Source organism: Streptomyces sp. NPDC051173, assembly GCF_040689515.1.
Taxonomy (GTDB): Bacteria; Actinomycetota; Actinomycetes; order Streptomycetales; family Streptomycetaceae; genus Streptomyces.
In genome coordinates, this window is record NZ_JBFBBD010000029.1 from 45,604 (window position 1) to 70,513 (window position 24,910).

22 protein-coding genes are annotated in these 24,910 nt (G+C 69.0%); 11 read left to right on the forward strand and 11 right to left on the reverse strand.

Going from position 1 to position 24,910, the window contains the following annotated elements:
- Positions 1-2 precede the first annotated feature (2 nt).
- Positions 3-2,003: a M6 family metalloprotease domain-containing protein gene (locus tag AB0435_RS17590; protein ID WP_366004759.1), complete on the reverse strand. Its 2,001-nt coding sequence runs from the start codon at positions 2,001-2,003 to the stop codon at positions 3-5.
- Between the two features lie 513 nt (positions 2,004-2,516).
- Here AB0435_RS17590 and AB0435_RS17595 point away from each other — a divergent pair.
- A complete protein-coding gene (locus AB0435_RS17595) occupies positions 2,517-2,981 on the forward strand; it encodes a hypothetical protein (RefSeq protein ID WP_366427355.1) in 465 nt (154 codons plus the stop codon).
- Positions 2,982-3,263: 282 nt separating this feature from the next.
- On the opposite strand, the gene upp (AB0435_RS17600) is transcribed toward AB0435_RS17595, so the two are convergent.
- From upp (AB0435_RS17600) to AB0435_RS17625, 6 genes are all read right to left on the reverse strand, one after another.
- Positions 3,264-3,896: a uracil phosphoribosyltransferase gene (gene upp / locus AB0435_RS17600; RefSeq protein ID WP_366004796.1), complete on the reverse strand. Its 633-nt coding sequence runs from the start codon at positions 3,894-3,896 to the stop codon at positions 3,264-3,266.
- Between the two features lie 131 nt (positions 3,897-4,027).
- Positions 4,028-5,221, reverse strand: a complete 1,194-nt coding sequence (locus AB0435_RS17605) for a questin oxidase family protein (RefSeq protein ID WP_366427356.1) — start codon at positions 5,219-5,221, stop codon at positions 4,028-4,030.
- A gap of 130 nt (positions 5,222-5,351) precedes the next feature.
- Positions 5,352-6,035, reverse strand: a complete 684-nt coding sequence (locus AB0435_RS17610) for an HAD family hydrolase (protein ID WP_366427357.1) — start codon at positions 6,033-6,035, stop codon at positions 5,352-5,354.
- Between the two features lie 52 nt (positions 6,036-6,087).
- Positions 6,088-7,029, reverse strand: coding sequence for a pseudouridine-5'-phosphate glycosidase (locus AB0435_RS17615; RefSeq protein ID WP_366427358.1), 942 nt, complete (start codon positions 7,027-7,029; stop codon positions 6,088-6,090).
- An 83-nt stretch (positions 7,030-7,112) separates the two neighbouring features.
- Entirely contained in the window at positions 7,113-7,337 is a 225-nt protein-coding gene (locus AB0435_RS17620; RefSeq protein ID WP_366427359.1) for a tautomerase family protein, read from the reverse strand.
- On the reverse strand, positions 7,324-11,193 hold the full coding sequence (locus AB0435_RS17625; RefSeq protein WP_366427360.1) for an amino acid adenylation domain-containing protein: 3,870 nt from the start codon (positions 11,191-11,193) through the stop codon (positions 7,324-7,326). The genes AB0435_RS17620 and AB0435_RS17625 overlap by 14 nt, the downstream gene beginning before the upstream one ends.
- Before the next feature lie 1,231 nt (positions 11,194-12,424).
- Between AB0435_RS17625 and AB0435_RS17630 the strand changes: the two genes are divergently transcribed.
- The 5 genes from AB0435_RS17630 (at position 12,425) to AB0435_RS17650 (ending at position 15,759) form a co-directional block, all read left to right on the forward strand.
- On the forward strand, positions 12,425-13,606 hold the full coding sequence (locus AB0435_RS17630; protein WP_366004752.1) for a serine hydrolase domain-containing protein: 1,182 nt from the start codon (positions 12,425-12,427) through the stop codon (positions 13,604-13,606).
- Positions 13,607-13,725: 119 nt separating this feature from the next.
- Complete coding sequence (locus tag AB0435_RS17635) at positions 13,726-13,932, forward strand: DUF5988 family protein (protein ID WP_366004751.1); 207 nt, start codon at positions 13,726-13,728, stop codon at positions 13,930-13,932.
- A gap of 99 nt (positions 13,933-14,031) precedes the next feature.
- Positions 14,032-14,163 (forward strand): DUF6126 family protein, encoded by a 132-nt coding sequence (locus AB0435_RS17640; protein WP_366004750.1) that lies wholly within the window; start codon positions 14,032-14,034, stop codon positions 14,161-14,163.
- A 58-nt stretch (positions 14,164-14,221) separates the two neighbouring features.
- Entirely contained in the window at positions 14,222-14,848 is a 627-nt protein-coding gene (locus tag AB0435_RS17645; protein WP_366427361.1) for an HhH-GPD-type base excision DNA repair protein, read from the forward strand.
- Positions 14,845-15,759 carry an AEC family transporter gene (locus tag AB0435_RS17650; RefSeq protein ID WP_366427362.1) on the forward strand — a complete coding sequence of 305 codons (915 nt, stop codon included), beginning with the start codon at positions 14,845-14,847 and terminating at the stop codon, positions 15,757-15,759. The genes AB0435_RS17645 and AB0435_RS17650 overlap by 4 nt, the downstream gene beginning before the upstream one ends.
- Positions 15,760-15,768: 9 nt before the next feature.
- Here the strand turns inward: AB0435_RS17650 and AB0435_RS17655 are convergent, their stop codons facing one another.
- Positions 15,769-16,485: a phenylalanine--tRNA ligase beta subunit-related protein gene (locus AB0435_RS17655; RefSeq protein ID WP_366427363.1), complete on the reverse strand. Its 717-nt coding sequence runs from the start codon at positions 16,483-16,485 to the stop codon at positions 15,769-15,771.
- A gap of 62 nt (positions 16,486-16,547) precedes the next feature.
- Here AB0435_RS17655 and AB0435_RS17660 point away from each other — a divergent pair, with 62 nt between their 5' ends.
- From AB0435_RS17660 to AB0435_RS17670, 3 genes are all read left to right on the forward strand, one after another.
- On the forward strand, positions 16,548-17,195 hold the full coding sequence (locus AB0435_RS17660) for an XRE family transcriptional regulator (protein WP_366004746.1): 648 nt from the start codon (positions 16,548-16,550) through the stop codon (positions 17,193-17,195).
- Between the two features lie 125 nt (positions 17,196-17,320).
- On the forward strand, positions 17,321-17,617 hold the full coding sequence (locus AB0435_RS17665; RefSeq protein ID WP_003986294.1) for a type II toxin-antitoxin system VapB family antitoxin: 297 nt from the start codon (positions 17,321-17,323) through the stop codon (positions 17,615-17,617).
- Between the two features lie 166 nt (positions 17,618-17,783).
- Positions 17,784-18,509: a LytR C-terminal domain-containing protein gene (locus AB0435_RS17670; RefSeq protein WP_366004745.1), complete on the forward strand. Its 726-nt coding sequence runs from the start codon at positions 17,784-17,786 to the stop codon at positions 18,507-18,509.
- A gap of 311 nt (positions 18,510-18,820) precedes the next feature.
- Here the strand turns inward: AB0435_RS17670 and upp (AB0435_RS17675) are convergent, their stop codons facing one another.
- Both upp (AB0435_RS17675) and AB0435_RS17680 read right to left on the reverse strand, forming a co-directional pair.
- The gene (upp, locus tag AB0435_RS17675; RefSeq protein WP_366427364.1) at positions 18,821-19,456 is read right to left on the reverse strand and encodes a uracil phosphoribosyltransferase; all 636 of its coding nucleotides are present in this window, start codon (positions 19,454-19,456) and stop codon (positions 18,821-18,823) included.
- A 575-nt stretch (positions 19,457-20,031) separates the two neighbouring features.
- A complete protein-coding gene (locus AB0435_RS17680; protein ID WP_366427365.1) occupies positions 20,032-20,196 on the reverse strand; it encodes a hypothetical protein in 165 nt (54 codons plus the stop codon).
- A 273-nt stretch (positions 20,197-20,469) separates the two neighbouring features.
- Between AB0435_RS17680 and AB0435_RS17685 the strand changes: the two genes are divergently transcribed.
- Both AB0435_RS17685 and AB0435_RS17690 read left to right on the forward strand, forming a co-directional pair.
- Positions 20,470-21,576, forward strand: coding sequence for a helix-turn-helix transcriptional regulator (locus AB0435_RS17685; protein WP_366427366.1), 1,107 nt, complete (start codon positions 20,470-20,472; stop codon positions 21,574-21,576).
- A 54-nt stretch (positions 21,577-21,630) separates the two neighbouring features.
- Positions 21,631-22,755 (forward strand): IS630 family transposase, encoded by a 1,125-nt coding sequence (locus AB0435_RS17690; RefSeq protein ID WP_366427367.1) that lies wholly within the window; start codon positions 21,631-21,633, stop codon positions 22,753-22,755.
- Between the two features lie 257 nt (positions 22,756-23,012).
- Here the strand turns inward: AB0435_RS17690 and AB0435_RS17695 are convergent, their stop codons facing one another.
- Positions 23,013-24,713 (reverse strand): recombinase family protein, encoded by a 1,701-nt coding sequence (locus AB0435_RS17695; protein ID WP_366427368.1) that lies wholly within the window; start codon positions 24,711-24,713, stop codon positions 23,013-23,015.
- Between the last annotated feature and the right edge of the window lie 197 nt (positions 24,714-24,910).

Sequence of the window (24,910 nt, forward strand, 5' to 3'; positions counted from 1 at the left end):
CCTCACTTCTTGAGCGAGCAGGTGGCACGGGCCGTCTTGTGCGGGTCGCTCTCGGAGCGCGCGGTGAGGGTGACCGTGCCCTTGTGCGCGGCGCCCGCCTTCGCCGCCACGGCGACGTCCACGGGAACCGGGGTTCCGGGTGTGGCCGAGGTGAGCCGGTCGGGCAGCCACGCGGACCAGCCACGGCCGGAGGCGGTGGCCGAGAGGCGGTAGATGTCGGTGGACCGCGGCGCGCCGGTGTTCGCGAGGGCGAAGGTGCACAGGGCCCGCCCGTCCGCCGCGTCGCCCTTCGCCGTGCCCTTGCCGAGGCCCACTCCGCGGGCCTGCGTCCCGGCGCCGTCGAGGGACTTCACACCGACGCCGTAGGAGAGCACGCCGCTCGCGTCGCGCCGCACGTCGAGGACGTAGAAGTGCAGCCGGTTGGCCTCGTCGACGTATTCGTACGAACTGCCGCTGTCGGCGCCCGCGTGGAAGAGCGCGTCGCCGAGCTGGCGGTAGTCGCCCATGGTGATCTTCTGCTGGGTGCCGTCGGGGCGCCGGAAGTCCACCAGGCCGATGTCCTCGGGGTGCGCGTCGATCACCCAGGCGAAGGGCGCCCGGTCGGCGTTCTTGGTCTTGGTGAGCAGGACGCCGCTGTCCGGCGTGAAGGAGTCCATGCCCATGCGGTCGACGACCTCCAGCGTGTAGTTGTCGTAACCGCCGCCGTCGCAGAGGGGATCGGTGTTCCGGTCGCAGGACGGCGAGAGGTCGCGGCCCATGGTCACGTCGATCCCGGCGAGTCCCTTCTCGCCGGGCGGAGCCGACCGCGCGGTGACGCGGGCCACGACCGGGCCGGAGTCCTTGAGGGCGTCACGGTCGAGCCGCAGGACGTTCTTCTCGTCGACGATGCCCAGCTTCATCTTGTCCCGCAGGACGTGCTCGGCGCCCATGGAGCCCCCGGCGGTGGCCGGTATCCGCCAGCGCGTGTGCGGGCCTCCCGGGCCGTTGAACGAGCCGCGGGAGAGCATGCCCCAGATCCCCGTGTAGGAGCGGCTGAGCGGGGTGCCGTAGGGGTTGTTGTAGTTGTCGCCGATCCCCAGGATGTGGCTGAACTCGTGGGCGTAGGTGGCCATTCCGGAGCTCTCGGCCTGGACGGACGAGCCGTTCTCGGCGTCGGGCCAGATGCGCGCGGCCGCCTGCCAGGAGGTCCAGGGCACGTAGCGGGTCCGCGCGGCGTTCCCCCCGCCCTGCACGGGTGACGGCGGGCCCCAGGCCGCCGGCACGTCCCCGGGGCCCCGGAACCTCATCTGCCCGAACTCCTGCCAGACCGACGACTCGTCCTGTCCGGCGGTGAGATAGAAGACGAAGTCGAAGTCCGCCGTCCTGCTCTCCCCCACGTCGGCGGCCCAGGCGCGCTTGCCGTCGGCGCGGATGTCCTTGCCGCAGGTGTCCCGCAGCGGGCAGGCGCCGGGGTTCATCCCGTCGTCTATGCCGTACTGGTACGACTTCCACGGCATGCGGTACGCGCCGAAGGCGGTGAGGTCCACGCCGATGCGCCCGCCGGAGTCCTCCATCCAGTATTCGTTGATGGTGTGGCCGTGGTTGAGCGGGCCGGGCTTGTTCAGGAAGTCCTGGTAGAAGGCGGGTACGCGCGCGCGGGGGAGCCCGGTCGCGGTGCTCTGCGGATTGCCGAACAGCGTGGAGCCCGCCGGCTTGGTGACCGAGAAGTCCTCGTCGGGGTAGTCGAGCAGCACCAGCGCGCCCTTGAAGGTGCGCCGGGTGGGCCGGACCTCCGGGTTCGCCCAGTCCGTGCCGGGCACCGCGCGGTATTCGGCCCACGTCATGTCATCGGGGTTGCGCCACCGCTGCGGGTCGACCGGCCGCACGAGGGGCGGCCGGTGCCCGGTGGCACCGTCGGGCAGTGCCCGTGCCGTCCCGGAGGCCAGGGCGGCCACGACACCGAGCAGCAGGGCGAGGATTCCCAGCCGGCGTAATCGCCGGGGGCGCGTGCGACGGACGTACATGACTCACCTCGTGTCTGAAGTCATCGGACAAGGCGTCGGAAGAGACATGGCAAGTCGTGCGAGGGATGTGCCCAGCGGGGCCAAGGTAGGCCGAGGGGTCCGAAGAAGCCAGGGTGCCGACGGAGCGGCACAGTGGCGGCAAGGTGCCGGGCAGGCGCCAATCCACCGGAGGGAGCCGGGACTTGGCCACTTTCGGGTGAGTCACCGCATGTTCACATATCCGCCTGGGCATTCATGGCCACGAATCGGCCCAGCCGCCCGATTCACGCCAAGTCCCGTACGGATGAAGGGAGTCACGCCACCTCCCGGCGCTGCCGCTGCCGCTGCCGCTGCCGCCCGGCATCCGGAGCCCGCGACGCGCCACGACACGGCCGCCGGCCGATGTCCACCCATATGAAGGAAACCGGTCCGTTCTCCCTTCCCAGGGCCCCGCGGCACCAAGAATGCTCGCGCACCAAGAGCACGGCTCCCGTGGCCGGGCAACGCCCACGGGGCCCATAGCAAGGAGAACGCATGTCTCGCGCATCGATGCGCCGTATCGCGGCTGTCACCGCTTCCGCCGCCCTGCTGTCCGGAATCGCCGCGGCGACCGGCACCGCCGCCTTCGCCGGCGAGAATCCCCAGCCGACGACCCCGGCCAGCCAGGCCCCGGCCATGCACGGCCACAAGGGCGAGCACGGCAAGGGTGACCACGGCAAGGGCCACGAGCACGGCAAGGGCGAGCACGGGAAGGACGACCACGGCAAGGACGACCACGGCAAGGGTGGCGAGCACGGCAAGGCCGCCGGCGTCCACCTCGGCTGGGAGAAGGGCGTCGACAAGAAGAAGGACCGCTGGGACGCCAAGGCCAACTGCTGGCAGCGCTACGACGCCGACTCCCGCACCTACGCCCAGTGGGACGAGCGGTCGCACTGCTGGAAGCGCAAGGTCAACGGCCACTGGCAGAAGTGGGACACCGCCCACAAGGCCTGGAAGTGACCTCTGACCCCCGGTCGGCATAACGCCGTCCGCCGGGCGGGCACCTTCCGGCCCGCCCGGCATCCCGGGGACGCCGCCGGGGCGCGCGTCCCCGGGCACCGGGAAATCCGGTGGCGTCACCGCGGATGTTCGGTGACGATCCCGATATGTCGCGAACGTATGCACCCGCGCGGCGCCGTCGCCGGCGCGGACGGTGGGCATCGAGGCGCGCAAGCCCTGACGCGCCGGGCGCCCGTCGTACGGCGCGGGATCGGGCCGCACCGTACGACAGGCCGGGTCCCGTCACGCGTCGGTGCCGTAGAACCGGTCCCCGAAGTCGCCGATGCCCGGCATCATGTACGCGTTCTCGTTCAGCCGCTCCTCGATCGCGGACGTCACGATCCGCACCTTCGGGAAGCGCTCGCAGACCGTGGCGATGCCTTCCGGCACGGTGATGAAGTTGATGAAGACGATGTTCTCCTCCTTCACCCCGTGATCGAGCAGGAGCTGGATCGCGGCGAGCGCCGTGCCGCCGGTGGCCAGCATGGGCTCCAGCAGCAGCACGTGCCGCTCGGCGATGTCGTCCGGGAGGTTCGAGTAGTAGAGCTTCGGCAGCTTGGTGACCTTGTCCCGCTGCATCAGGATCTTGCCGATGCGTATGCCCCGGCACACGGCGCGGAGTTCGCCCTCCATGCTCTCCCCGGCGCGGATGATCGGGACGCCGCAGAGCTTTCCGGAGAACTGCAGGCCGTGGTATTCGCGGCCCACGGGCGTCTCGACGACGCGCTCCTCGAAGGGCAGCAGGTCGAGACCGGCCTCGATGAGCATGCGGATGATCCGCTCCGAATGGAAGACGAAGTCCTCCCGGCGCGCGTGGCGGTCACGGATGACGGTGTGCAGGGCCCGCAGCTGCTTCGTCTGCGGCAGCAGGTGCACATTTTCGCCGAGGTACTTCTCGATCGACACGGTCGGCTCCGTCGCTGTGGTCGTGCTGGACATGATGGCTTCTCTCCCCGCAGTCGGATGTGTTCTCCGGCGCCTCGTACGGCGCCGTCCCGCTCTGTTCGCTATTCCGTCGGCGGCTGCTCGAAGGACGGCGGCAGGCCCGGCGTCACCGTGAACTGCCCCGCGGTGACGCGGTAGACGGACCGGCGGCCCGTGCGCCGCCACATCCGCCGCATCACGTAGACCAGCTTGGGGTTGTGCTCCTCGTCCTCCTCGAAGGCGCGGAGGACCGTGTGCCGCCAGTCCTGGTCCCACACCTCGGGGACGTCCGCGTCGACGGCGTCCCGGAAGGCCGCGTGCAGGCCCGCCAGCTTCGCGCGGGCCGGGAAGTCGGCGCCGGAGAAGATCACGCACAGCATGCCGGTCCAGAAGCACTTGACGACGTGCTTGCGCTGCTCGGCGGGCAGCCGGCTCGCGATCTGCTCCATCGCGTGCAGGGAGGTGATCAGGTGCAGGAGGACGAAGTCACCCGGCACGGCCAGATAGAGCAGGGACACCACATAGTGGAGCTGCTCCCAGCTCTCCTCGGCGTCCTGCTCGTCGATCCAGGCGGGCGTGCGGTGGATCAGCGGGTGTCCGGCTCCCAGCAGCCGCGCGATGCGGTACTGCAGGCCCGACCGGGCGAGTTCGGGGTGGATGCCCTCGGCGATGCCGACGGCGGTGTCGCCGACCAGCTCCCGGACCCAGTTCTGGAGGGCGTCCCGGTCGTCCTCCCAGGCGCCCGCGACGCGGAGCAGGGAGTCCACCGCGCGCTCGCCCCCGGCGCCGCCGTCCTCCGCCCGCTCCGGGTGGCACGAGACGTACGAGAAGGCCATGTACGCGAGGCCCTCGACGGTCATCCAGCGGTTCTTCGCGTCGATCGCCCAGCCCAGGTGGATGGTGGCGTGCGTGAAGGCGCCCACCCAGCCGGGCAGCAGCGCGGGGACGTACCGGCGCAGGAGCTCGTCGGTGCCCAGCTCCTTCTCCCGCCGCTCGAAGAACGCGCAATAGGCGGAGAAGCTGGTGCGCTGTCCGAGGAATTCCCGCCAGTTCTCCTCGGTGATCTCGTACTTCGACTCCTTCGGCGGTTCCAGGCCGTAGCCGTACGTGGTCAGCCGCGCGTAGTTCTCGTAGTACGCCTTGATCTGCTCGGGGCTCGCGCCGAGGCCGTCGAGGGCGATGACCGCGTGCTTGACGTGGTTGCTGAGGTGACCGTTGAACTCGATGTGGTACGTACGGTCGTTCAGCAATTGCTCGACCACAGTGGCGTCAGTCATTTCCCTTGCCTTTCTCCCGGGCCGCGCTTGTCACCCTGGACAAGGACGTTCCGGCGATGACGATGACGACGCCCGGGGCGCGCAGCGCGCCGGGCGTCCAGAAGCCGGTCCTTCGACCGTCCGAGCACGATTACCGGCCCTCGCCCGTGGCGGGGTATGCCGCGGCGATGCACGTCAGGACGTCGTCGAAGGAGTCGGCGATCCAGGTCGGGCCGGCGGACCGCAGTTCTTCGATGCCGTGGATTCCGTAGGTGACGGCGATGGAGCGCATTCCGGCGGCCCTGGCCATCAGCAGGTCGTGGGTCGTGTCGCCCACCATCACCGTTTCCCCGGCGGTCACCTGGAGCTTTTCCATGACCGCGCGGCCGGACTCGGGGTCGGGCTTCGGCTTGCTCACCTGGTCCGCGCCGATCACGACGGCGAAGAGGTCCCGCAGGCCGGCGGCCGTGAGCAGCGCGTCGGCGCTCGCGTAGAACTTGCTCGTCGCGACGGCGAGCACAAGTCCCTTCTCCCGCAGGGATATCAGGCCCTCGGCGACTCCGGGGAAGAGCAGTTCCCCGGCCCGGGGAAGGATGATCTCCCGGAACAGCCGCTGGTACTGCCGGACGCCCTCGGCGACCCGGGCGTCGTCCAGGGGTATGCCCATGAGCTTGCTGAACGCCTGCTCCAGCGGCAGGCCGATGGTGGCGCGCACCGCCGACGGGTCCTGCGCGGCCACGCCCATGGCGGCGAAAGCCGCCGTGAAGGTCTCCACGATCGCGCGGGGCGTGTCGACGAGCGTGCCGTCCAGATCGAAGACTACGACGTCTGTCATTTCAGTCGGTCCCTAAGAATGTGAGGCGGTCCGGTAAAGGGGGGCGGGCGGATCAGCCGCGTTCGCGAAGCAGTTCGGCGTGTGCGGCGGCTATCCGGCCGGCAGCCTCCGCCGTGCTGATGAGCACCGCCATGTTGGCCTTCGCGGACCGGCCTTCGGTGACCCTGTCGACCGCGTGCATCAGGTATTTGGTGAGGGCGTTGCCGCGCACGCCCTCCTTCTCGGCGGCGAGCACGGCGTCCTCGATGGCCTGCTCCACCTCGCGGCTGTCGATGGCGTCCTTCTCGTCGACCGGGCTGGTGACCAGGAAGCCGTTGTCGTTGCCCAGGGCCCAATGTGCCTCGATGGCCCGGGCGATGACCTTTTCGTCGTCGATCCGGTGCGGGCTGCGGTATCCGCTGGAAAGGCAGTAGAAGGCGGGGAAGTCGTCGGACTTGTAGGAGACCAGGGGAACGCAGTGCGTCTCCAGGAATTCCATGGTGAGCCCGAGGTCGAGGATGTTCTTCGCCCCGGCGCAGACGACGGCGACCTTGGAGCGGGTGAACTGGATCAGGTCCGAGGAGATGTCCATGGACCGCTCGGCGCCCCGGTGCACCCCGCCGATTCCCGCGGAGGCGAAGAAGGGAATGCCCGCGAGCCGCGCGGCCACGAGCGAGGAGGCGACCGTGGTGGCGCCCATGCCGCCCCGGGCGATGGCCACGGGCATGTCGCGGCTGCTGACCTTGGGAATGCCGGGGGCCTGTGCGAAGCGCTCGATGTCCGCGTCGGTCATCCCGACCAGGATGCGGCCGTCCTCGATGCCGATCGTCGCCGGGACCGAACCGCCGGCCCGCACCGCGGCCTCCACCTTCCGGGCGGTCTCCGCGTTGTGCGGATAGGCCAGCCCGTGGGTGATGACATTCGACTCCAGGGCCACCACAGGGAGTCCGGAGCCGATCGCGTCGGACACCTCTTCGGTGAATACCAGCGGTACGTTCGCGTTGTTGTTGCGCACTGTCACTTCTCGTTTCGCGTCATGGGGCTGCGGTTCCGGGGGACGGCCGGGCCGGGCGTCCGGCCGTCCCCCGGGGTGGTTCGTCAGTAGTTCGGCGTCTTGTGCAGCAGGTCCTTGCGGCCCACGATCTCGGGGGCGTAGACCCGCTCGTTCCAGTCCGCTTCCGCGACCGGTTCCAGGCCGATCGAGATCACCCCTTCGTCGCACCCGAAGGCCCGTCGCACCGCGGCGGTCAGATCCGCGACCAGCTCGCTCCGCCGCTCCTCGGTGAGCGGTGCGGGAAAGTGCTTGAGGTTAATGTGCGGCATAGTTCTCCTGCTCCCTCCCGGCGCGCAGCCGGTGGCCGATCCCGTCGGTGAGTTCGGCGATGTCGGGGTCCTTGAGCAAGCTGTAGTGATCGGCTTCGAGCTCGATCACGGTCGGCTCCGTCGCGGAATATCCGCTGCTGTTCTCGATGAACGAGTAGTCGTCGCCGCGCGCCTTGAAGAGGGTGACCGGGGCGTCGAGGCGGCGCTCGGCCAGCTCGTGGAAGGCGTACTCGAAGGAGTACGTCCGGTGCACGATCCTGGTCACCCGGCGCACGAGTGCGGGGTCGAGGCCCTCGGAGTTCTCGCCGATGAACGCCGCGAAACTCTCGTCGTCGTGCGCCACTTCCAGGCATTTCTCCAGCAGCGGCCCGGAGATGGCGCCCGCGAAGACGGAGAAGAGGATCGTCACGTACGCCTTGTTGGCGTAGGTGGACTCCCTGCGGAGCTCCGCCGTCCGCACCTTCGGATTGCCGGGCGCGATGAGGAAGAGGTTCTCGACCCGCTCGCCCGCCTGCTCCAGCTGGTAGGCGGTCTCGAAGGCGACGCGGGCCCCGAAGGAATATCCCCAGAGGGTGTACGGGCCTTCGGGCTGCTGCCGCCGGATCTCCTCGATGTCGGCGGCGGCCATCTCCCTGATCGTGTCGTAAGGCGTCTCGCCGGGGTTGATGCCGTGTGCCTGCACGCCGTAGAAGGGCCGGCCGGTCTCCGCACGGCCGGCCAGCAGCCGCAGGTTCATGGTGTAGCCGCCGAGGCCGGGCCAGCAGAAGACGGGGCTGAGGGAGCCCTTCCGCCGCAGCCGGACGAGGCGTGAGGACGTCCCGGCGCTCTCGCCGTCGACCCTGCGCGCGAGCTTCTCGACGGTCGGGGACTCGAAGAGCACCTGGAGCGGCAGCGAGCAGCCGAACTCACGGTTGATCCTGTTGATGAGCGCGACCGCGATGAGCGAATTGCCGCCGGCCTCGAAGAAGTCGTCCTGGACCGATACGGAGTCCCGCTTCATGCCCTTCTGCCAGAGCTCGCCGATCCGCTTCTCGGTCCCGGTGCGGGGGGCGACGAAGGGCCGGTCGGCGAGCTCCACGTCCCGCTCGGCCAGGGCCTTGAAGTCGACCTTGCCATTGGCGGTCTGCGGCATCCGGTCCAGGACCAGGACGCGGTTGGGCATCATGTAGTCCGGCAGGAAATTGCCCAGGTCGTCCCGGACCAGCTCGGCCGGGCCCTTCATGTGGACGGTGTCCTCCTTCATCCCCCGGCCGCGCAGCTGCTCCTCGCTCACCCGGCCGCCGACGAAGAAATAGGAGGGGCCCGATTCCCTGCCGCTCGCCTTCAGGATCGCGTCGATCCGCTTGGCCGACGGGAGGGGATTGCCGGTCTTGGAGCTGTAGCCGGAGGACATGAAGCCGAGGTCCACGTCGTTCATCTCCAGCCGCTGGAGGACGCGGCCGAGGTCGATGTAGCTCCGCCAGTCCTCGGGGGTGCGGCCGAGCACGGTGAGGCCGATGCTCGCCCGCTCGTAGACCTGCTGGTTGATGGCGATGACGTGCTTCTTCAGGACCAGTTCCGCGGAGATCCGCTCCAGGTCGCCGTCGCGGTAGCGGTACTGCCCGGCCGGGAGGTCCGCGACCTTTCCGGGGTGGGCCTGCACATAGATGTCGAGAAGGTCGTCCGGGCGCGGCACGGCCCGCCCGGATATCTCGTACGTCCCCAGGTAGTAGTCCTCCTCCGCGCACTCCAGGTGCTCGCGGACGGCGGGCGTGAATTCCAGGTCCTGGATGTTCAGGCCATGGGCGGGGAGGATCTCCTCGAAGAGGCCGACCATGTGCCCGGTCTCGATCTCCAGGACTTCCTGGATGTTGTTCTTGTAGACCGGCTCGACGGCCCGCCTCTTCCCCATGAAGTGGACCTTGATCCGGGGCGTTTCGCTCTCGGTGTCGCTCTCGGTGACCCTGCCGATCAGCACCAGCCGGTGGTCCACGGGGTGGTAGTAGTGGAAGCCGGGCTCGATCCCGGCGATCCCGGACAGCTCCAGGTACATCTGCGTCGCGTACAGCGAGCCCGGCGAGGCATAGCCGTATTTCGGCAGGAGCCGCTCGTCGCTGGGGTACTGCCCGAAGTACCGCAGGATTTCCCCGAATTCCGCCAGGCTCAGGTCCCCGACGTCGCGCGGGGCGATGCCGGTGACCTTCCTGCCGAGCAGCCGGAGGATGTCGGCCTTCCCGACCGGGCCGCCCTCGTAGAAGCGGTAGGTCTTGCGGGCGAAGACCAGCTCCTGCTGCGCGGGGGTCGGTGTCCCGCCCGGAAGGGCGACGGCCGGCTTGCCGTCGAGCTCTTCGGCATCACGGCAACCCGCGTTCGAGAGCTGGGCCTTGACCTGGAGCTTGTTCTTCTTGGACTGATGGTGGGCGCCGTGGTTGCCCTGGTCCATCAGCGCGGCTTCCTTCGGATTGAGCTCGATGAAGGAGATGAGGTTCTGGAAGCCGGTGCGGGGGTCCTCCTTGACGATGACCGCGGCGTTCTTGACCCAGTCGTGGGTCTCGATCGCCAGCTTGATCTCGTCCAGCTCCACGCGGAATCCCCGGAGCTTGACCTGGTTGTCGGTGCGGCCCGCGAACTGCACGGTGCCGTCGGCGTTCCAGTGCGCGAGGTCGCCCGTGCGGTAGAGCCTTCCGCCCCGGCCGCCGGCCGCCAAGGGGTGCTCGACGAAGCGGTCGGCGGTCAGGTCCGGCCGGTGCAGATATCCGCGCGCCAGCTGGACGCCGCCGATGCAGAGCTCGCCGATCTCCCCCGCGGCCACCGGCGAGAGCCGCTCGTCCAGGATGAAGTAGTCCGTGCCGTGCACCGGCGCACCGATCGATATCGCGTGCGGCCCTTCCTTGACGGTGTCCCGGTCCACGGTGAACGCCGAGGAGTTGATGGTGCATTCGGTCGGCCCGTAGACATTGATCAGGTCGCAGCGCGGCATGGTGTCCAGGCACTCCACCGCGAGGTTCCTGGTCAGCGCCTCTCCCCCGCTGAAGATCTGGGTCAGGGAGGCGCAGGTGTGCAGTTCCTCGGTGTCGAGGAGCGCCTGGAGCAGGGTCGGGACGCACTGGAGCGTGGTGACCTCGTGCCGGGCGATCGTCTCGATGATCCGCTCGGGGTCGCGGTAGACGCCGGGGGCGCCCATGACGACCTTGCTGCCGCAGGCCGGGGCGAGGATCTCCCACTGCGCCGCGTCGAAGCTCATGGGCGTCTTCTGGAGCACGGTCTTCGTCCGGTCGATGCCGTGGACCTCGCGCAGCCAGCGCATCTGGCTGACGATGCTGCGGTGCTCGATCATCACCCCCTTGGGCTTTCCGGTGCTGCCGGAGGTGTAGATGATGTACGCGAGATCGTCCGGGCGCGGGCCGTCGGCGGGCTCTTCGCGCCCGCTCTCCGGGTGCGCGGCCGCGGGCGCCTCGACGTCCCGCAGGGTGACGATCCGCGTGCCGCTCGGGGCGAGTTCGGCCAGCCGGGCGGTGAGGTGTTCCTGACAGAAGATGACCGTGGTCCCGGTGTCCTCGATCATGTAGCGCAGGCGCTCTTCGGGATACTCCGGCGACAGCGGAAGATAGGCGCTCCCGGCGAACAGGACGCCCCAGGCGCCGATCATCAGCTCCATCGACGGCTCGACGAACAGGCCGACGCACGTGTCCGCGGCCGCGCCCAGTCTTCGCAGGTGCTCCGCCAGGCCGGAGCCGCGTGTCACCAGCTCGCGGTAGGTGAGAGTGTCGTCCGCCTGGACGACGGCGATGCCGTCGGGCTGCTGCTGCGCCTGTTCCCGGAGCAGGTCGGGGAGGCAGTCGGTGAGGCGACCGGCTCCGGTGAATGCGTGGTCCATTTCGCTGAACTCCTTAGTGACCAGGCTGTTCTCGCCGGTCAGGCCAGGCAGGATCAAGAGCTTCGGGCAGCCCGCCCCGCCGCGCCGCGCACAGATCCGCGTACGGCCGTACGGGGCCCGTGCGCGGAAGGCGGCGCGCTACGCCGGGCGCGGGCGCGCCGGGGCCGGGCCGCGCGACGGCGCGCGCGGGCGACGGCACGGCGAAGGGCGGCCCGGGAAAGGCGCCGGACGTGACACACGACGGCACTCCCGGGGCCCAGGACCCGGCGGGCCCGGCCTCTGACGCCGTCGGCACCGATGACGACGGCGCCCGGAGCGGGCTGGGTGGACAACTACGTGGAATGAGACAGGAGTTGAACGAATGGAAGCCGACAAAGGTCCGTCATGCCGCCCCCGGGCAACACCCTTGCAGTGACGATCGCGGGCACCCGGCATCCACTCCCGGAGCGACCCTCGTCAGAAATTTGCGGCGCCGAACGCATTCAACGGAATCGGCGCTCGATCCCCATGCTTTCCGAGCTTCATGAATATGCGCGAATTATCGCTGCGGCGCCGTCAGCGCGCGGCGACTCGTTTGTGATCCATAACGGATCCATCCCCCCATGTAAAGAGCAACTGGCCGGACGTACAGCTCGGCCGGCGGGACCCTGACCGCTGAACGGAGGGCCGGATTCCGCTCGCTTCTCGCCGTGAACCGGTGTGCTGATCCTCTGGGTTGACCGGCCGCGTGTCAAGAGTTGTCCACTACCACTCTTCCGGCCTTCGTGAAGACGTAACGGCTGATCAGCCGGTCGCGGGCGCGCCTCCGCCGGATCGCGCGACACCCGTGGTAACACCTGGGACCCGAGGCGGATGAGGAAGGTGAAGCCCGCCCGCATTTCAAGTGTCCTTAAAACATTTGACGGCCACTTGACGGCAATCTTTACGCTCGACTATTGCTCCGGACCTGGCAGACCCGACTGCACTGTTGGACGAATCCGAATCGCCACACGCGCCGCCCGGCGGCAGTCTCCCCGCACAACTCCCTCATAGAACCGGAGGATTGATTATCGCTTGACCTCCGCGGCCGCTCATGAATTCCCGGGGAATGCGTCAACTCGACGCTGTGGCAGGCGCGTCCGGGCCCTGACGCCCCGCACCCGGTGACCCCGGTGCGCCTCAGGGTCGGCTCCGGGTCCGCTGGGGGCGATCCCCGATGATCAATGTCCGTGCCGGCCGACAGCATGGCGTCATGAACTCCTCCTCCCTGCCCCGCCGGGCCCTGGTCGGCGCCTCCGTCGCCGGCGCGCTGCTGCTGACCGCCGTTCTTCCCGCGAGCGGCGCCGCGGCCGCCGCCCCCACGGTGCCGCCCCTCGACACCAAGGCCCTGCGCGCCTCGATCTCCGACCTCCAGCACCCGCAGGCCACCGCGGCCCAGCTGCGGGTGAGCGGCTCGGCCGGGCAGTGGTACGGCACGTCCGGCAAGGCCGACCTCCGCACCGGCCGGGCGGTCCGGGCGGACGACCGGTTCCGGATCGGCAGCATCACCAAGGTCTTCGTCGCCACCACCGTGCTCCAGCTGGTCGCCGAGCACCGCGTCGACCTCGGCACCCCCGTCCAGCACTACCTGCCCGGCCTGCTGCCGAAGGACTACGCCCCCATCACCGTCGGCCAGCTGCTGAACCACACGAGCGGCCTCCCCGACGAGACCGGCCCGGACGTGCCCGACATGTCGACACCGGAGAACGTCCTGAAGCACCGGAACGACCAGTGGACACCCGAGCGGCTCGTCGCCCTGTCGACCCGCAAGCCGCTGAAGGCCACGCCCGGCACCCAGCAGGAGTACCGCGGGATCAACTACGTGCTGGCCGCGATGCTCGTCGAGAAGGTGACAGGCCACGCGTACGGCAAGGAGATCGACGCCCGCATCCTCCGCCCGCTCGGGCTGCGGAACACCTCCGTGCCCGGCAACGACCCCAAGATCCACGGACCGCACGTGCACGGCTACTTGGCGATGTCCGACGGCACCCTGAAGGACGCCACCGACTTCAACCAGTCGGAGGCGTGGGGCGAGGGCGAGATGATCTCCACCACCGGTGACCTGGACCGCTTCATCTCCGCGCTGTTCTCCGGCAAGCTGCTCCCGAAGCCCGTCCTGGACAAGATGTTCACCCTGCCGTCCCCGGACGTACGGATGGTCGACGGCTCCCCCGCCTCGTACAGCATGGGCCTCCAGTCGGTCACCGTGAACGGCGTCACCCTGTGGGGCAAGACCGGTGAGCGGTGGGGCTACAACTCGGCGATGGTCTCCACCAAGGACGGCCGGCGCCGCGCGGAGTACTCCTTCAACCCCACGCACCGCGACAGGACCCAGATGCAGATGACGCTGCGCATAGCCGACGCGCTCACGAAGAAGGCGCCCGAGCGGCACTGAGCCGGAAGCACCCGCCGCTCACGGCGTCAACGGCCCGCCCGCAAGATCCGGCTCCCGGGGTCGGCGGCCGTCGGCGTGCCGGGGAGCGGCGGCGCGAGGTTGTGTGGGAAGACTGGTTCATGAGCAGCGCTGCCAGAGCATTCCTCGAAGGTGGTCCGGACGAACTGCCCGAGCGGGTCGTGCCGATCACGCCGCCCGGGTCCGAGCTGAAGATCCCGTTCCGTGGCGGGTACGAGCACTTCAAGGTCACGTCGCGGCACCGGGAGTCCGAGCAGGGCCGCCTGGTCGTCTACGAGTGGTGGGAGCGCACGGAGATCGCGGAGTAGCCGGCTCCGCCCCCGCGCGGGACGGCCCCGGTGATCGAACACCGCAGCGATAGACTTGCGGAGGTCACCGGGGCCGTCCCGGAGTGAGGGAGGCCCGTGATGGCCGCTGAGAGCGAGAAGTGGCGCGAGAAGCAGGTCGCCCTGCGCGTCCTCGTCTACGTCTTCGTCTCGCATCTCTTCGCGGGCTTCATCATGCTGCTGTTCTACCTCGGCGGCCACGCCGACAAGTGAGCGTCCCCACGGGGCGTGGGAGCGCACCGCGCGCACTCCCCGGGGCGATCATCGGGGCATGGACATCACCCTTCACCTCGCCCAGCAGCCCGAGGCCGACGAGTTGCTCGCCCGGAGCCCGCTCGCCGCGCTGACCGGCATGCTGCTGGACCAGCAGGTCCCCATGGAGTGGGCGTTCTCCGGTCCGTACACCATCGCCCGGCGCCTGGGCCGCGACGACCTGGACGCGTACGAGATCGCCGCCCACGACCCGGAGGCGTTCGCCGCGCTGCTCTCGGAGAAGCCGGCGGTGCACCGCTACCCGGGGTCGATGGCCAAGCGGATCCAGCAGCTCTGCCAGTACCTCGTCGAGCACTACGGCGGTGACGCGAGCGCCGTGTGGAGCGGCGTCGGCAGCGGCGCGGAGCTGCTGGAGCGGCTCAAGGAGCTGCCCGGCTTCGGCGAGCAGAAGGCCCGGATCTTCCTCGCGCTGCTGGGCAAACGGCTGGGCGTGACGCCGGAGGGCTGGCGCGAGGCGGCCGGGGCGTACGGCGAGGAGGGCTCCTACCGCTCGGTGGCCGACATCACCGGGCCCGAGTCGCTCGCCAAGGTGCGGGCGCACAAGCAGGAGATGAAGCGGGCGGCCAAGGCCGCCGCCGGGAAGCCCGCGAAGACGGCGAAGACGGCACAGGCACCGAAGAAGTGATATCCGGCTTCATACCCGTCTGGGCCGTGACGGCGCTCGGCTGGGCCGCCGGCCGGACCGGCGCCCTCGGCCCGCACGCCCAAGGCGTGCTCGGGCGCTTCGCGTTCACGTTCGCCATGCCGGCGCTGCTGTTCCTCACCCTGTCCGCGGCGCCGGTGGGCGCGATCGCCGACCCGGGCGTGGCGGTGTTCGCGATCAGCCTGCTGACGGTGTTCGGCACGGGCCTGCTGCTCTCCCGTACGGCCTTCCGGGCGCGCCCGGCCGACGGGGCCGTCAACGCGATGGCGGCGTCCTACGTGAACTCGGCCAACCTCGGGATCCCGGTCGCGGTGAGCGTGCTGGGCGACACCACGTTCATCGCCGCGGCCGCGGTGTTCCAGATGCTGTTCGTGACCCCGCTGATCATGGTGCTGATCGACCTGGACGTGCACCGGGGCGTACGCGGCCAGTGGCGCCGCCTCGCCCAACTGCCGCTGCGCAACCCGGTGGTGGGCGCCTCGGCGGCCGGTGTCGCGGTCGCCGCGCTCGGCCTGCGCCTGCCCGCCGAGGTGCTCCAGCCGATCCGTACGGTCGGCGGCGCGGGGGTGCCCGCGGCGCTGTTCGCGCTCGGGATGTCCCTGAACACCAGGGTGACGCTGGACGCCAAGGGCGTCACCGAGCGGCTGACGCTCGTCTCGCTCAAGGTGGTGGCGCAGCCGCTGCTCGCGTACGCGGTCGGCCGCTGGGCGTTCGGGCTCGGCGGGCACGCGCTGTTCGCCGTGGTGCTCTGCGCCGGGCTGCCGACGGCGCAGAACGCCTTCGTCTACGCCGGTGAGTACCGGCTCCGCACCGACGTGCCCAGGGACGTGGTCCTGTGGTCGACCCTGCTGTCCGTGGTCACGCTCTCGCTGATCGCCTGGCTGCTGCGGTGAGACGGCGGCTCAGCGCACGAGGCGGGTGACGGCCCGCAGCCCCGGGGCGCGCTCGCGCAGCCGCCCGAGGAGGTCGGCCGCCGCCGCGTCGAGCTCCTCGAAGGTCAGCGGGTCGAGCCGTTCGAGCAGGAAGAGCGCGGAGGTCGTCGTGTCGGTGATCCGCGTCCGTACGCACTGGCGGTGGTTCCAGCGGCGGCAGGTGACGCCGAGGTCGTCGCACCACACGACCTCGCCGGGCTCCGGGTGTTCGACGGCGGGCTCACCGCTCGCCACCGTGTCGAAGCGCTCGTCGCCGGACGCGCGCACCAGGCGCGGGGCGCCCTCGTACGCACCGAGGTCCTCGCCGCCGACCGGCAGGCGGTGGGTGACGGAGACGGCGTTGTAGACGTCGACGAGGAGGTTGACCTCGGGCAGCCCGGCGGGCGCCCGGCGGATCAGGGCCTCGGCGCTGTTGCGGGTGCGGCCGGGCTTGGCGCCGAACGCGGAGTACGCCTGCCGCCAGGCGGCGATGTGCGGCTCGGCCGTGACGTCCAGGCCGTCGGCGGTCCCGGCGGCGTCCTTGAGGAGGCCGCGCGACCAGGCGTCGGTCGGGCCCGTCGGCAGCCCGTCCGCCGCGATCACCAGGACGGCGAAGTCGGGCCGCAGGGCGCGCACCGCGTCGTCCACCCGCACGCTCCCGGCCACCGTGTCGAGATCCACCGTCATTTCCAGCCTCCCGTTGGTCATTTCACTGCACTCGACGGTAACACCGACCGACCGGAAGCCGAAGTTGCGGGAAGATGGGCGGCATGAGCTCCGACAGCACGCCCGCCGACGGCCGGCCCGTCCGGGAGGACGACCGGTCGGCCATGGACGACCGGTCCGTTACGGACGACCGGTCCGTCATGGAGGCCGTCGCCGCCCGCGCCCGCGCGCTGCGCAAGGAACGGGGCTGGAGCCTCGACACCCTCGCCGGGCGCGCGCACGTCAGCAAGGGCATGCTCGTCGCGCTGGAGAACGCCCGCTCCAACCCCAACCTCGCCACCCTGATCCGGCTCTGCGACGCCTTCGGCGTACCCCTGACCGACCTGCTCCAGCAGCCCGCCGCACCCCTGCTCCAGCCGACACCGCCCGACGACCAGCCCGTCCTGTGGAGCGGCCCGGACGGCGGCGCGGGCACCCTGGTCACCGGCGCCGGCCGGCCGGTCGGCGGCGAGCTGTGGCACTGGCGGCTCGCACCCGGCGAGGAGCACCACAGCGAGGCCCACCTCGCCGGGACGGTGGAGCTCCTGCACGTCCTCGACGGCACGCTGACGGTCACCGTCGGCGGCCAGGAGGTGACCCTGCCCCCGGGCCACGGGCTGCGCATGGCCGGCGACCGCCCGCACTCCTACGCCAACCGGGGGACCGCCGCCGTCGCGTACACGGGCGTCGTGCTCGTACCACCGAACAGCTGACCGCCGCCGGGACCGGTTATTTCCGGGCGCCCGCACGGACTTCACTCCGGTATGCGGCCGATTGTCGCCTTCGCACTCCCGCGCCGTGGCTGCGCCGGGGACCGCTGGCCCGGTAGGCTTTCCGTGTGATCTTCAAGCGCATCGGAAACGGGCGGCCGTACCCCGACCACGGCCGGGAGAGCACCCGGCAGTGGGCGGACGTCGCCCCCCGCCCGGTGCGGCTCGACCAGTTGGTGACCACCAAGCAGCAGCTCGACCTCGAGACCCTGCTCGCGGAGGACTCCACCTTCTACGGCGACCTCTTCGCCCACGTCGTGAAGTGGCAGGGCGACCTCTATCTGGAGGACGGTCTGCACCGCGCCGTGCGCGCCGCGCTCCAGCAGCGCCAGGTGCTCCACGCGCGCGTCCTCGAACTGGGCTGACCCGGCAGACCCGACCGGCCCGACTGATCAGCCGACAGGTCAACACCCGTACGGGCGGCCCCGAATGGCGCCCGATTCCGGCCGTTGTTCGGCCTTTCGGGTTGGCGTGCGCGAACCCATTGATCATCTAGTAGGCAGCGGCTCCGCCCCGCACTACGCTGCGCCCATGAGCATGCTGACGCCTCCCGGCATGGGCGGAAAGTACCGCATCACGGGCCATCGCTTCCCACACATGCGCCGCCCCAGAAATCGCCGCAGGATCGTGCTCGCCGCCGTCTCCGTCGCCGCCGCGCTCGCGCTGGCCGGCTGGGGGACGCTCCAGCTCGTGGACGTCTTCTCCGGTGGGGGCGACACCACGACCCAGGCGGCACACGGCAAGGGCGGCCAGAGCACCAAGCACGGGAAGGGCGACTGCAAGGGGGCCCCGGCCGAGGAGGCGGACGCCCCCAAGCCCCTGCCCAGGCCCGACGAGATCACCGTCAACGTCTACAACGCCACGCCGCGCGGCGGACTCGCCAAGATCACCGCGGACGAGCTGAAGAGGCGCGGCTTCAGGATCGGCAAGGTGGGGAACGCCCCCGAGCTCTACGACAAGAAGGTCGGCGGCGTGGGGCTCCTGCTGGGTGCCCCCGAGATCGCCGATGGCTCGCTCAAGGTGCTCGGCACCCAGCTGGGCGGCACGGAGGTCAAGAACGACCAGCGCACGGGCGAGGACGTCGACCTGGTCCTCGGCGCCGAGTACAAGGAGCTCGCCTCGAAGCAGGACGCGGACCGGGCGCTCACCGAGATGGGCGGCGAGCCGGCCTCGGAGGCTCCGTCGCAGGAGGCGTCGCCGTCACCCTCGCAGCCCCCGTCCTCGAAGGCGGCGGCACCGGCTCCGGCCAAGTGCTGACCGCTCACCGCCCGACGCGGTGAGCGGCCGGGGGCCGTCCGCCGCGATGAGCGGCTGCGAGCCGCCCGCCGCCTCGGGCGGCCCTTCCGGGCCCCCGGACGAGATCCGGGGGCCCGGGGGAACGTCCTCGGGCTCCGCGGAAGGGCCGGAACGCGGCCTCTCATCAGGCGCATCGCAGCCCGCCCGGCGTCCGAGGACACCGCTTCCGCCCACCGGGGAGAAACACCCGAGGCCGGCCGGTCCCGAAGGACCGGCCGGCCTCAGTGCGTCACGGGCCCCCTCGCGGGGCCCTTCGTTCTTCGCCGGGGGCGTCAGCCCGCCGTGCCGTACATGCGGTCGCCCGCGTCGCCCAGGCCCGGGACGATGTAGCCGTCCTCGTTCAGCCGCTCGTCGACGGAGGCGGTGACCACGGTCACCGGCGCACCCTCGAGCTCGCGCTCCATGACCTCGACGCCCTCGGGGGCGGCCAGCAGGGTGATCGCGGTGACGTCGTCCGCACCGCGCTGGATCAGCTCGTTGATCGCCGCGACCAGCGTGCCGCCGGTGGCGAGCATCGGGTCCAGCACATAGACCTGGCGGCCCGAGAGGTCCTCCGGCATCCGGGTCGCGTACGTCTCCGCCTTGAGGGTCTCCTCGTTGCGGATCATGCCGAGGAAGCCGACCTCGGCCGTCGGCAGCAGCCGGACCATGCCGTCGAGCATGCCCAGACCGGCCCGCAGGATCGGCACCACCAGGGGGCGGGGGTGGGACAGCTTGACGCCGGTGGTCGCCGTGACCGGGGACTCGATCGCCACCTGCTCCGTGCGCACATCGCGCGTGGCCTCGTACGCGAGCAGGGTGACCAACTCGTCGGCGAGACGCCGGAAGGTGGGAGAGTCCGTGCGCTTGTCGCGCAGCGTGGTGAGTTTGTGCGCCACCAGCGGGTGGTCGACGACTTGCAAACGCACAACATCCTCCATGGGCCTGAACTGCAACAACGGCCGCAGCGGCGGCCCACAAAACAGGCTACCTGGCGTCACAGGCCGGACAACTCCGTCACCCCTTGATCACTTCGACGACCAGGGCCGCGCCAGGGAGCTGGGAACCCCCGTCCGGGCGTCAACCCAAACAGAGGCCCTCTCCCTCACCGCTTGCGCGGCACCCCAGTGAAGGGGCATGGACGCGACGGCGGCTTGTCAGCCCTCGTGACGCTACCCGTCCGGCGTCTAGAAACGGCTCGGTCCGCCATGGATGGCGAGCCAGACGACGGCACTGGGACAGGGGCAGGACGGCGACAAGGAAAGCGCCCTCGACCGTCCCCGACCAGTCCACCCGCCGGATCACTCGGAGCACCCGCACAAGGTGCGCTGTCGGGCCCATCCGGCTCGCAGGTCGGCCAGGGCGCGCTCTGCGGCCGAGACGGCGTCGAGAGCCGCTCTGCGCCCCCTTCCGGGCAGCGCCGTTCGGGCTTGCACCCGCGCCCACTGAAGACGCCCGGTGGCGGCGTTCACGACGTCGAGGTACCGCTCGCAGGGTCGGCATCTCACCGCACGTGGCGCTTGGCGCAGTGGGCCGCCAAGTCGTCGTTGATCCTCTGCACCCCGGCCTCGTCGCCGTGCTCCCGGTACCTGCTTCGCGCCTTGAGCAGGCTGACGCACTCGCCACAGTCCACGTAGTGGATGGAGCCGATGGCGGACGACAGCGGCAACGAGATGACCGGCGGGAAGTTGGATGCGCTGTGATCGCTTCGCAGCCCGGCGCCCCTCGCTGACTGGCCCTGCGCATGCTCAACCATGGCTGCCCGCCCCCTCAGGTGGTCCATGTCCCCGGGCCGGTAGGACGGTTGCGGGGGTGCACGCTTTGTGCACCTCCACCGTTTCGCCTCCCGAGCTGGCCGCATAGGGGCATCGGCAGGGGCAAGTCCCGTCCGAACATGGGTTCTTGCGGTACCTGGGAGCAGCACAAGGGGCAAGATGGACCTATGGCCATCGGCGCACTGATCAGGGACCTCCGTGAGGCACGGGGATGGTCCCAGGGACGACTAGCGGACGAGATCAACGATGCCTTCGGTACGGGGCTCACTCGTGAGTACATCAGCCGCTGGGAACGATCCAAGGTGGAACCGGGGGCGTTCTGCCTCCGGTGCTTGTCGGCCGTCCTGGACGCGCCCCTAGCGGTTCTTGAGGGTGAAGTGAAACGTCGTACGTTCCTGTCCGATGTGGCAGCCACCGCCATAGCGCCGGTGGTGGCCTCAGACCTACTCGGCATCGGATTCGCTGCCCGACTTCGCGGCGGCCCTTCCGTAGACGACTGGGAAAGCAAGCTGACCACCTACGGAACTGAGTACATGAGTCTCGGCGCCACCGACATTCAGCGCCGCATTTCCGGAGAATTGGTGGTGATCCAGCAACAGCTTGAGGACCCCCGCCTCTGGTCGGCTGCTTCCCGACTCATGACTCTTTATGCGAAAACTTTCCCAGGCTCCGACGGGGCCAAGGCGGTTAATTGGTACCGCCTTGCCGCTGAGGCAGCAGATCAATCTGGTGACGACGGCGCCCGCGTTTGGGTTCGAGGGCGCGCAGCTATCGCGTTGGGTTACGAAGGCGCTTCCCTTGGGGTCGCTGACGTGCTCGCTGACCAGGCGATAGCAATCAGCGACAAGCCGTCACTGGGACTCCTGAATGCAATCATGGGGAAGGCGCATGCTGCAGCGATCCGGGGAGACACTGACGCGGCCCGGCAACTCCTGAATCGGGGTCGCCATGTGTTCGACAAGGCTGCATCCGATGAACAAACCTCTGACTACGCGGTGCCGTGGTGGCGAATGAACGTGTTCATCTCTCTCCTTGCGGCTCGACTTGGCGAAGAAAAGGCAGCGGTAGAGGCTCAGGAAACGGCCCGACAAGAGCTGCCTTCAGCTCTTCCACGATTCGCCACCCATCTCGAAATGCACCGAGGTCTGATGCTTGCGCGCTCGGGAGACAGGTATGGCGGGACCAGGTATGCGCGTGCAGCGCTTGATGCCCTTCCGGCGGAAAAGCACTCCCTTACCCTTCGGATGCTTATGGCTGAAGTGGAACAGTCCTAGTGCGTCGTGATTCCGTCGGCGTTACTTGATCTCGTGTGTCTCGTTGTTGCTGGCATGGAGCTCTCCGAGGAACAGACCGCCGAGCTGCGGGCGTTGGCGGACGGTCGGGATGTGCCTGCGGTTCTGGCCACGCGGGCCCGGATCGTGCTGTGGTCGGACGAAGGGCGTCGGCGCAAGGACATTGCCGAACTGCTCGGAGTGTCACTGCCGACCGTGGACCGCTGGAAGACCTGTTATGCCCAGCGCGGGCTGGCCGGTCTGGAAAGTGACCGCCCTGGCGGCGCCCGGGAACAGGTGCCGGCACGGGTCCGGGCGCGGGTGATCGCGCTGACGCGCATGACGCCGCCGGCGTTCACCGGCCTCTCGCACTGGTCTACGCGTGAGCTGGCGAAGTACGTGAAGCGGACCGAGAACGTCTCCGTGTCCTGGCACTACATCGCGCGGGTCTGGCGCGAGGAGAACCTCAAGCCCCACCGCAACGGCACCTTCAAGATTTCGAAGGACCCCGCGTTCGCGGACAAAGTCGCCGATGTCGTCGGCCTCTACCTCGCCCCGCCGGGCGGCGCGGTCGTGCTCTCGATCGACGAGAAGACGCAGATCCAGGCGCTGGACCGGACCCAGCCGGTGCTGCCCGTGACCTTCTCTGCCACCGAGAAACGCACCCACGACTACATCCGGCACGGCACCACGAACCTGTTCGCCGCCCTCAACGTCGGCACCGGTGAAGTGATCGGCGAGTGCAAGCCGAGCCGGAACGGCAAGAACTTCCTGGCCTTCCTGAAGAAGGCCGTGAAGCCGCACGCCGGGAAGGAGATCCATGTCGTTCTGGACAACCTCTCCACACACACCACGCCGGAGGTGAAGACATGGCTGGCCGGCCACCCGCACGTCCACTTCCATTTCACTCCCGTCGGGTCTTCCTGGATAAATCAGGTCGAGACCTGGTTCGGCATCCTGACCCGTCAGTCGATCCGCCGCGGCACCTTCGCCAGCGTCAACGTCCTGATCACGCAGATCCGCAACTACATCGACGCCTGGAACTCCGAGGCGAAACCGTTCACTTGGACCGCGACCGCCGAAGAGATCCTGACGAAGGTCCGCCTCGTCCAGACCAACGAAGAAACTCGTTGCAAACAACTCGAAGTGATACGAGCGGGATCACGAGACACTAGGTACTGACTATGTCAGCATCATGCCTATCGACTACGATTACGGGGCCTTCACCGAAAGGCCTCCACAGTCGGGACAAGCCCCTTTCTGAAGGTCATCGGGATTTTTCACTCATTGGAGATATCAAAATGGGCCCCTTGAGGCCCATTGAATCTCTGAAAAAAATCACCAGAACTACAGCAGCCAACGCCAGCCAAAGAGGTACCTGCACTGACCCCACATGGCGCCTACAGCAAGAGGGCCCGGGGAGCCCCGGGCCCTCTTCGTCAGAAGGAGGGAAGCTCCTTCCCCTCTGGCAAAGATTCCTCAATCCACTTTTTCGCCACTGCTTCTTGCTCCTCGGTGGCATTCATCCGCGTGAAGGCCCACAAGGCGTCCTCGTCAGGGTCGTACTCCAAGCCCATCGCGTGCGCGGCCTCCACAAGGTCACCCAGCCAGACGAATGCTGCGCGCTGCTTGGGCACAATCCCGGACCGCCACACCCCGATGAGGACGTTGTGGGCCAGCAGGTACTCCCGCTGCTCTTCGTCCGTCATCCCTTCCCACTTCTGCCGGAAGGTGCGACCGGTGGGCTCATAGATGACCGTAGCGGGGATCACCGGCTTCGATTCGAGTTCCTTGATGCGGGCAACGAGGTTGCGCCGCTTCTTCAGGTACGACTCGCGGTCGTCGTCGTACCAGCCTTGCTCGTCTTCCTTCTCCACACGTGCGAGACGTGTCCGGTATTGCTCAAGCTCGACGGTGTGGTCCTCTCCCGCGTTCTTGATGACGCGGACTTCCTCCTTGTCCCCCAACTTCCACAGAAGCAGGTCGTCCAGGAACTCATCAATGATGTCTTTCTCGATGTACGCAGGCATGCTGCACTGACTGGCTCTGGTGGTCGAAGCGCACCGATAGCGCTCGTATGTGACCGCCCCGCTCTTCAGCTTGTGCGTCACACGGTTGATGGTCATTCGCTGCCCACAGTTCCCGCACTTGGCGATACCACTGAGACGGGCCACGGAACGGCGGGCACGCTGCGGCTTGGCCGCGCGCTCCTCGATCTTGGCCAGGACGGCCGTCCGCTCCGAGGCCGCGAGGATCGGCTCATCGGTGAACATGACGGGCTCGCCATTGTCCAGCTCTGCGATCCGGACCTTCCCCATCTCCCTGTCCTGGTACTGCACCCACCCGATGCAGGACACCTTCTTGAACACGCGGCTGATCGTGGACGGATGCCACTGAACGCCCTTGGGCCCCTTGGGCTTGCGGCCCTCCCGCCCCGGCAGCGTCCGGAGGTAGTCCTGCCAGGTGAGGATCTCCCGCTCGTTGAAGTCCCGCGCGATCTGAGCGAGGCTCTCGCCGTCCTCGACCCGCTGGACGACCTCCCGGAGCAGCTTCGCGTAGTCACGCTGCTGCACGAGCGTGTAATGGGTCTTGTCGCCAACCGCCACCGGCGCGGGCTCGTAGCCGAACGGCAGGTTCCCACCCGCCCACAGTCCGTTCCGGCGCAGGTAGTCCCGGGAGTCCAGCGCCCGCTTGCGGATGCGCGTCAGCTCTCCCGCCGCCTGTGTGGCCTTGGCATAAGCGATCAGTCGCCCCGTCTCGGTACTGACGTCGAACGAGGGGTCGTCGTGGACGTAGATGCCCTTCTGCCAGTCCAGGAGATCCTTGACGAAGGCCATGAAGTGAAGGTCGTCGCGCCCCAGCCGGTCCTGGGTACTCACCCACACGGCGTCCCACTGGTCCCGCTTGTCCTCGGCGAGCCACGGCCCCAGCTCCGGCCTGTCCTTCAGGTCGACCGCGCCGGACACCGAACGATCCTCTGTCGCGTGCACGAGGGTGCACCGCGGATTGACGTGCAGCCACTCCTTGAGCTTCTCCCGCTGACGCTCGATGGAAGAGCTGCTGTCGTCATCGAGGGAGATCCGGAGCGCGGCCAGGATACGGAGCGGACGGCCCCCGTCGGGGCCCGTGATCGGCTTCATGTGGCCACTGTAGTGGGATTGTGTCTTATAGAGCTGTCGAATGGTCGACGACGTGGATCCGCATGACATCGACATTAACCGAGCTTTCGGGCGCCAGCTCCCGCGCGGTCGGCGGCAGCGGCGCGGAGCCCTCCGACAGTCTGTCGCAGCACTGGCATCAAACCACCACTTAGGGGGAAAGTGGGCACGTACGCCCG

Bases quoted from the DNA above. Each gene is read 5' to 3' on its own strand.
- AB0435_RS17655 (WP_366427363.1), bottom strand. From the start codon at position 16,485: ATGACCAACGGGAGGCTGGAAATGACGGTGGATCTCGACACGGTGGCC.
- AB0435_RS17660 (WP_366004746.1), top strand. From the start codon at position 16,548: ATGAGCTCCGACAGCACGCCCGCCGACGGCCGGCCCGTCCGGGAGGAC.
- AB0435_RS17595 (WP_366427355.1), top strand. From the start codon at position 2,517: ATGTCTCGCGCATCGATGCGCCGTATCGCGGCTGTCACCGCTTCCGCC.
- AB0435_RS17695 (WP_366427368.1), bottom strand. From the start codon at position 24,713: ATGAAGCCGATCACGGGCCCCGACGGGGGCCGTCCGCTCCGTATCCTG.
- AB0435_RS17640 (WP_366004750.1), top strand. From the start codon at position 14,032: ATGGCCGCTGAGAGCGAGAAGTGGCGCGAGAAGCAGGTCGCCCTGCGC.
- AB0435_RS17610 (WP_366427357.1), bottom strand. From the start codon at position 6,035: ATGACAGACGTCGTAGTCTTCGATCTGGACGGCACGCTCGTCGACACG.
- AB0435_RS17690 (WP_366427367.1), top strand. From the start codon at position 21,631: ATGGAGCTCTCCGAGGAACAGACCGCCGAGCTGCGGGCGTTGGCGGAC.
- AB0435_RS17685 (WP_366427366.1), top strand. From the start codon at position 20,470: ATGGCCATCGGCGCACTGATCAGGGACCTCCGTGAGGCACGGGGATGG.
- AB0435_RS17620 (WP_366427359.1), bottom strand. From the start codon at position 7,337: ATGCCGCACATTAACCTCAAGCACTTTCCCGCACCGCTCACCGAGGAG.
- AB0435_RS17635 (WP_366004751.1), top strand. From the start codon at position 13,726: ATGAGCAGCGCTGCCAGAGCATTCCTCGAAGGTGGTCCGGACGAACTG.
- AB0435_RS17590 (WP_366004759.1), bottom strand. From the start codon at position 2,003: ATGTACGTCCGTCGCACGCGCCCCCGGCGATTACGCCGGCTGGGAATC.
- AB0435_RS17630 (WP_366004752.1), top strand. From the start codon at position 12,425: ATGAACTCCTCCTCCCTGCCCCGCCGGGCCCTGGTCGGCGCCTCCGTC.
- AB0435_RS17625 (WP_366427360.1), bottom strand. From the start codon at position 11,193: ATGGACCACGCATTCACCGGAGCCGGTCGCCTCACCGACTGCCTCCCC.
- AB0435_RS17670 (WP_366004745.1), top strand. From the start codon at position 17,784: ATGAGCATGCTGACGCCTCCCGGCATGGGCGGAAAGTACCGCATCACG.
- AB0435_RS17645 (WP_366427361.1), top strand. From the start codon at position 14,222: ATGGACATCACCCTTCACCTCGCCCAGCAGCCCGAGGCCGACGAGTTG.
- AB0435_RS17605 (WP_366427356.1), bottom strand. From the start codon at position 5,221: ATGACTGACGCCACTGTGGTCGAGCAATTGCTGAACGACCGTACGTAC.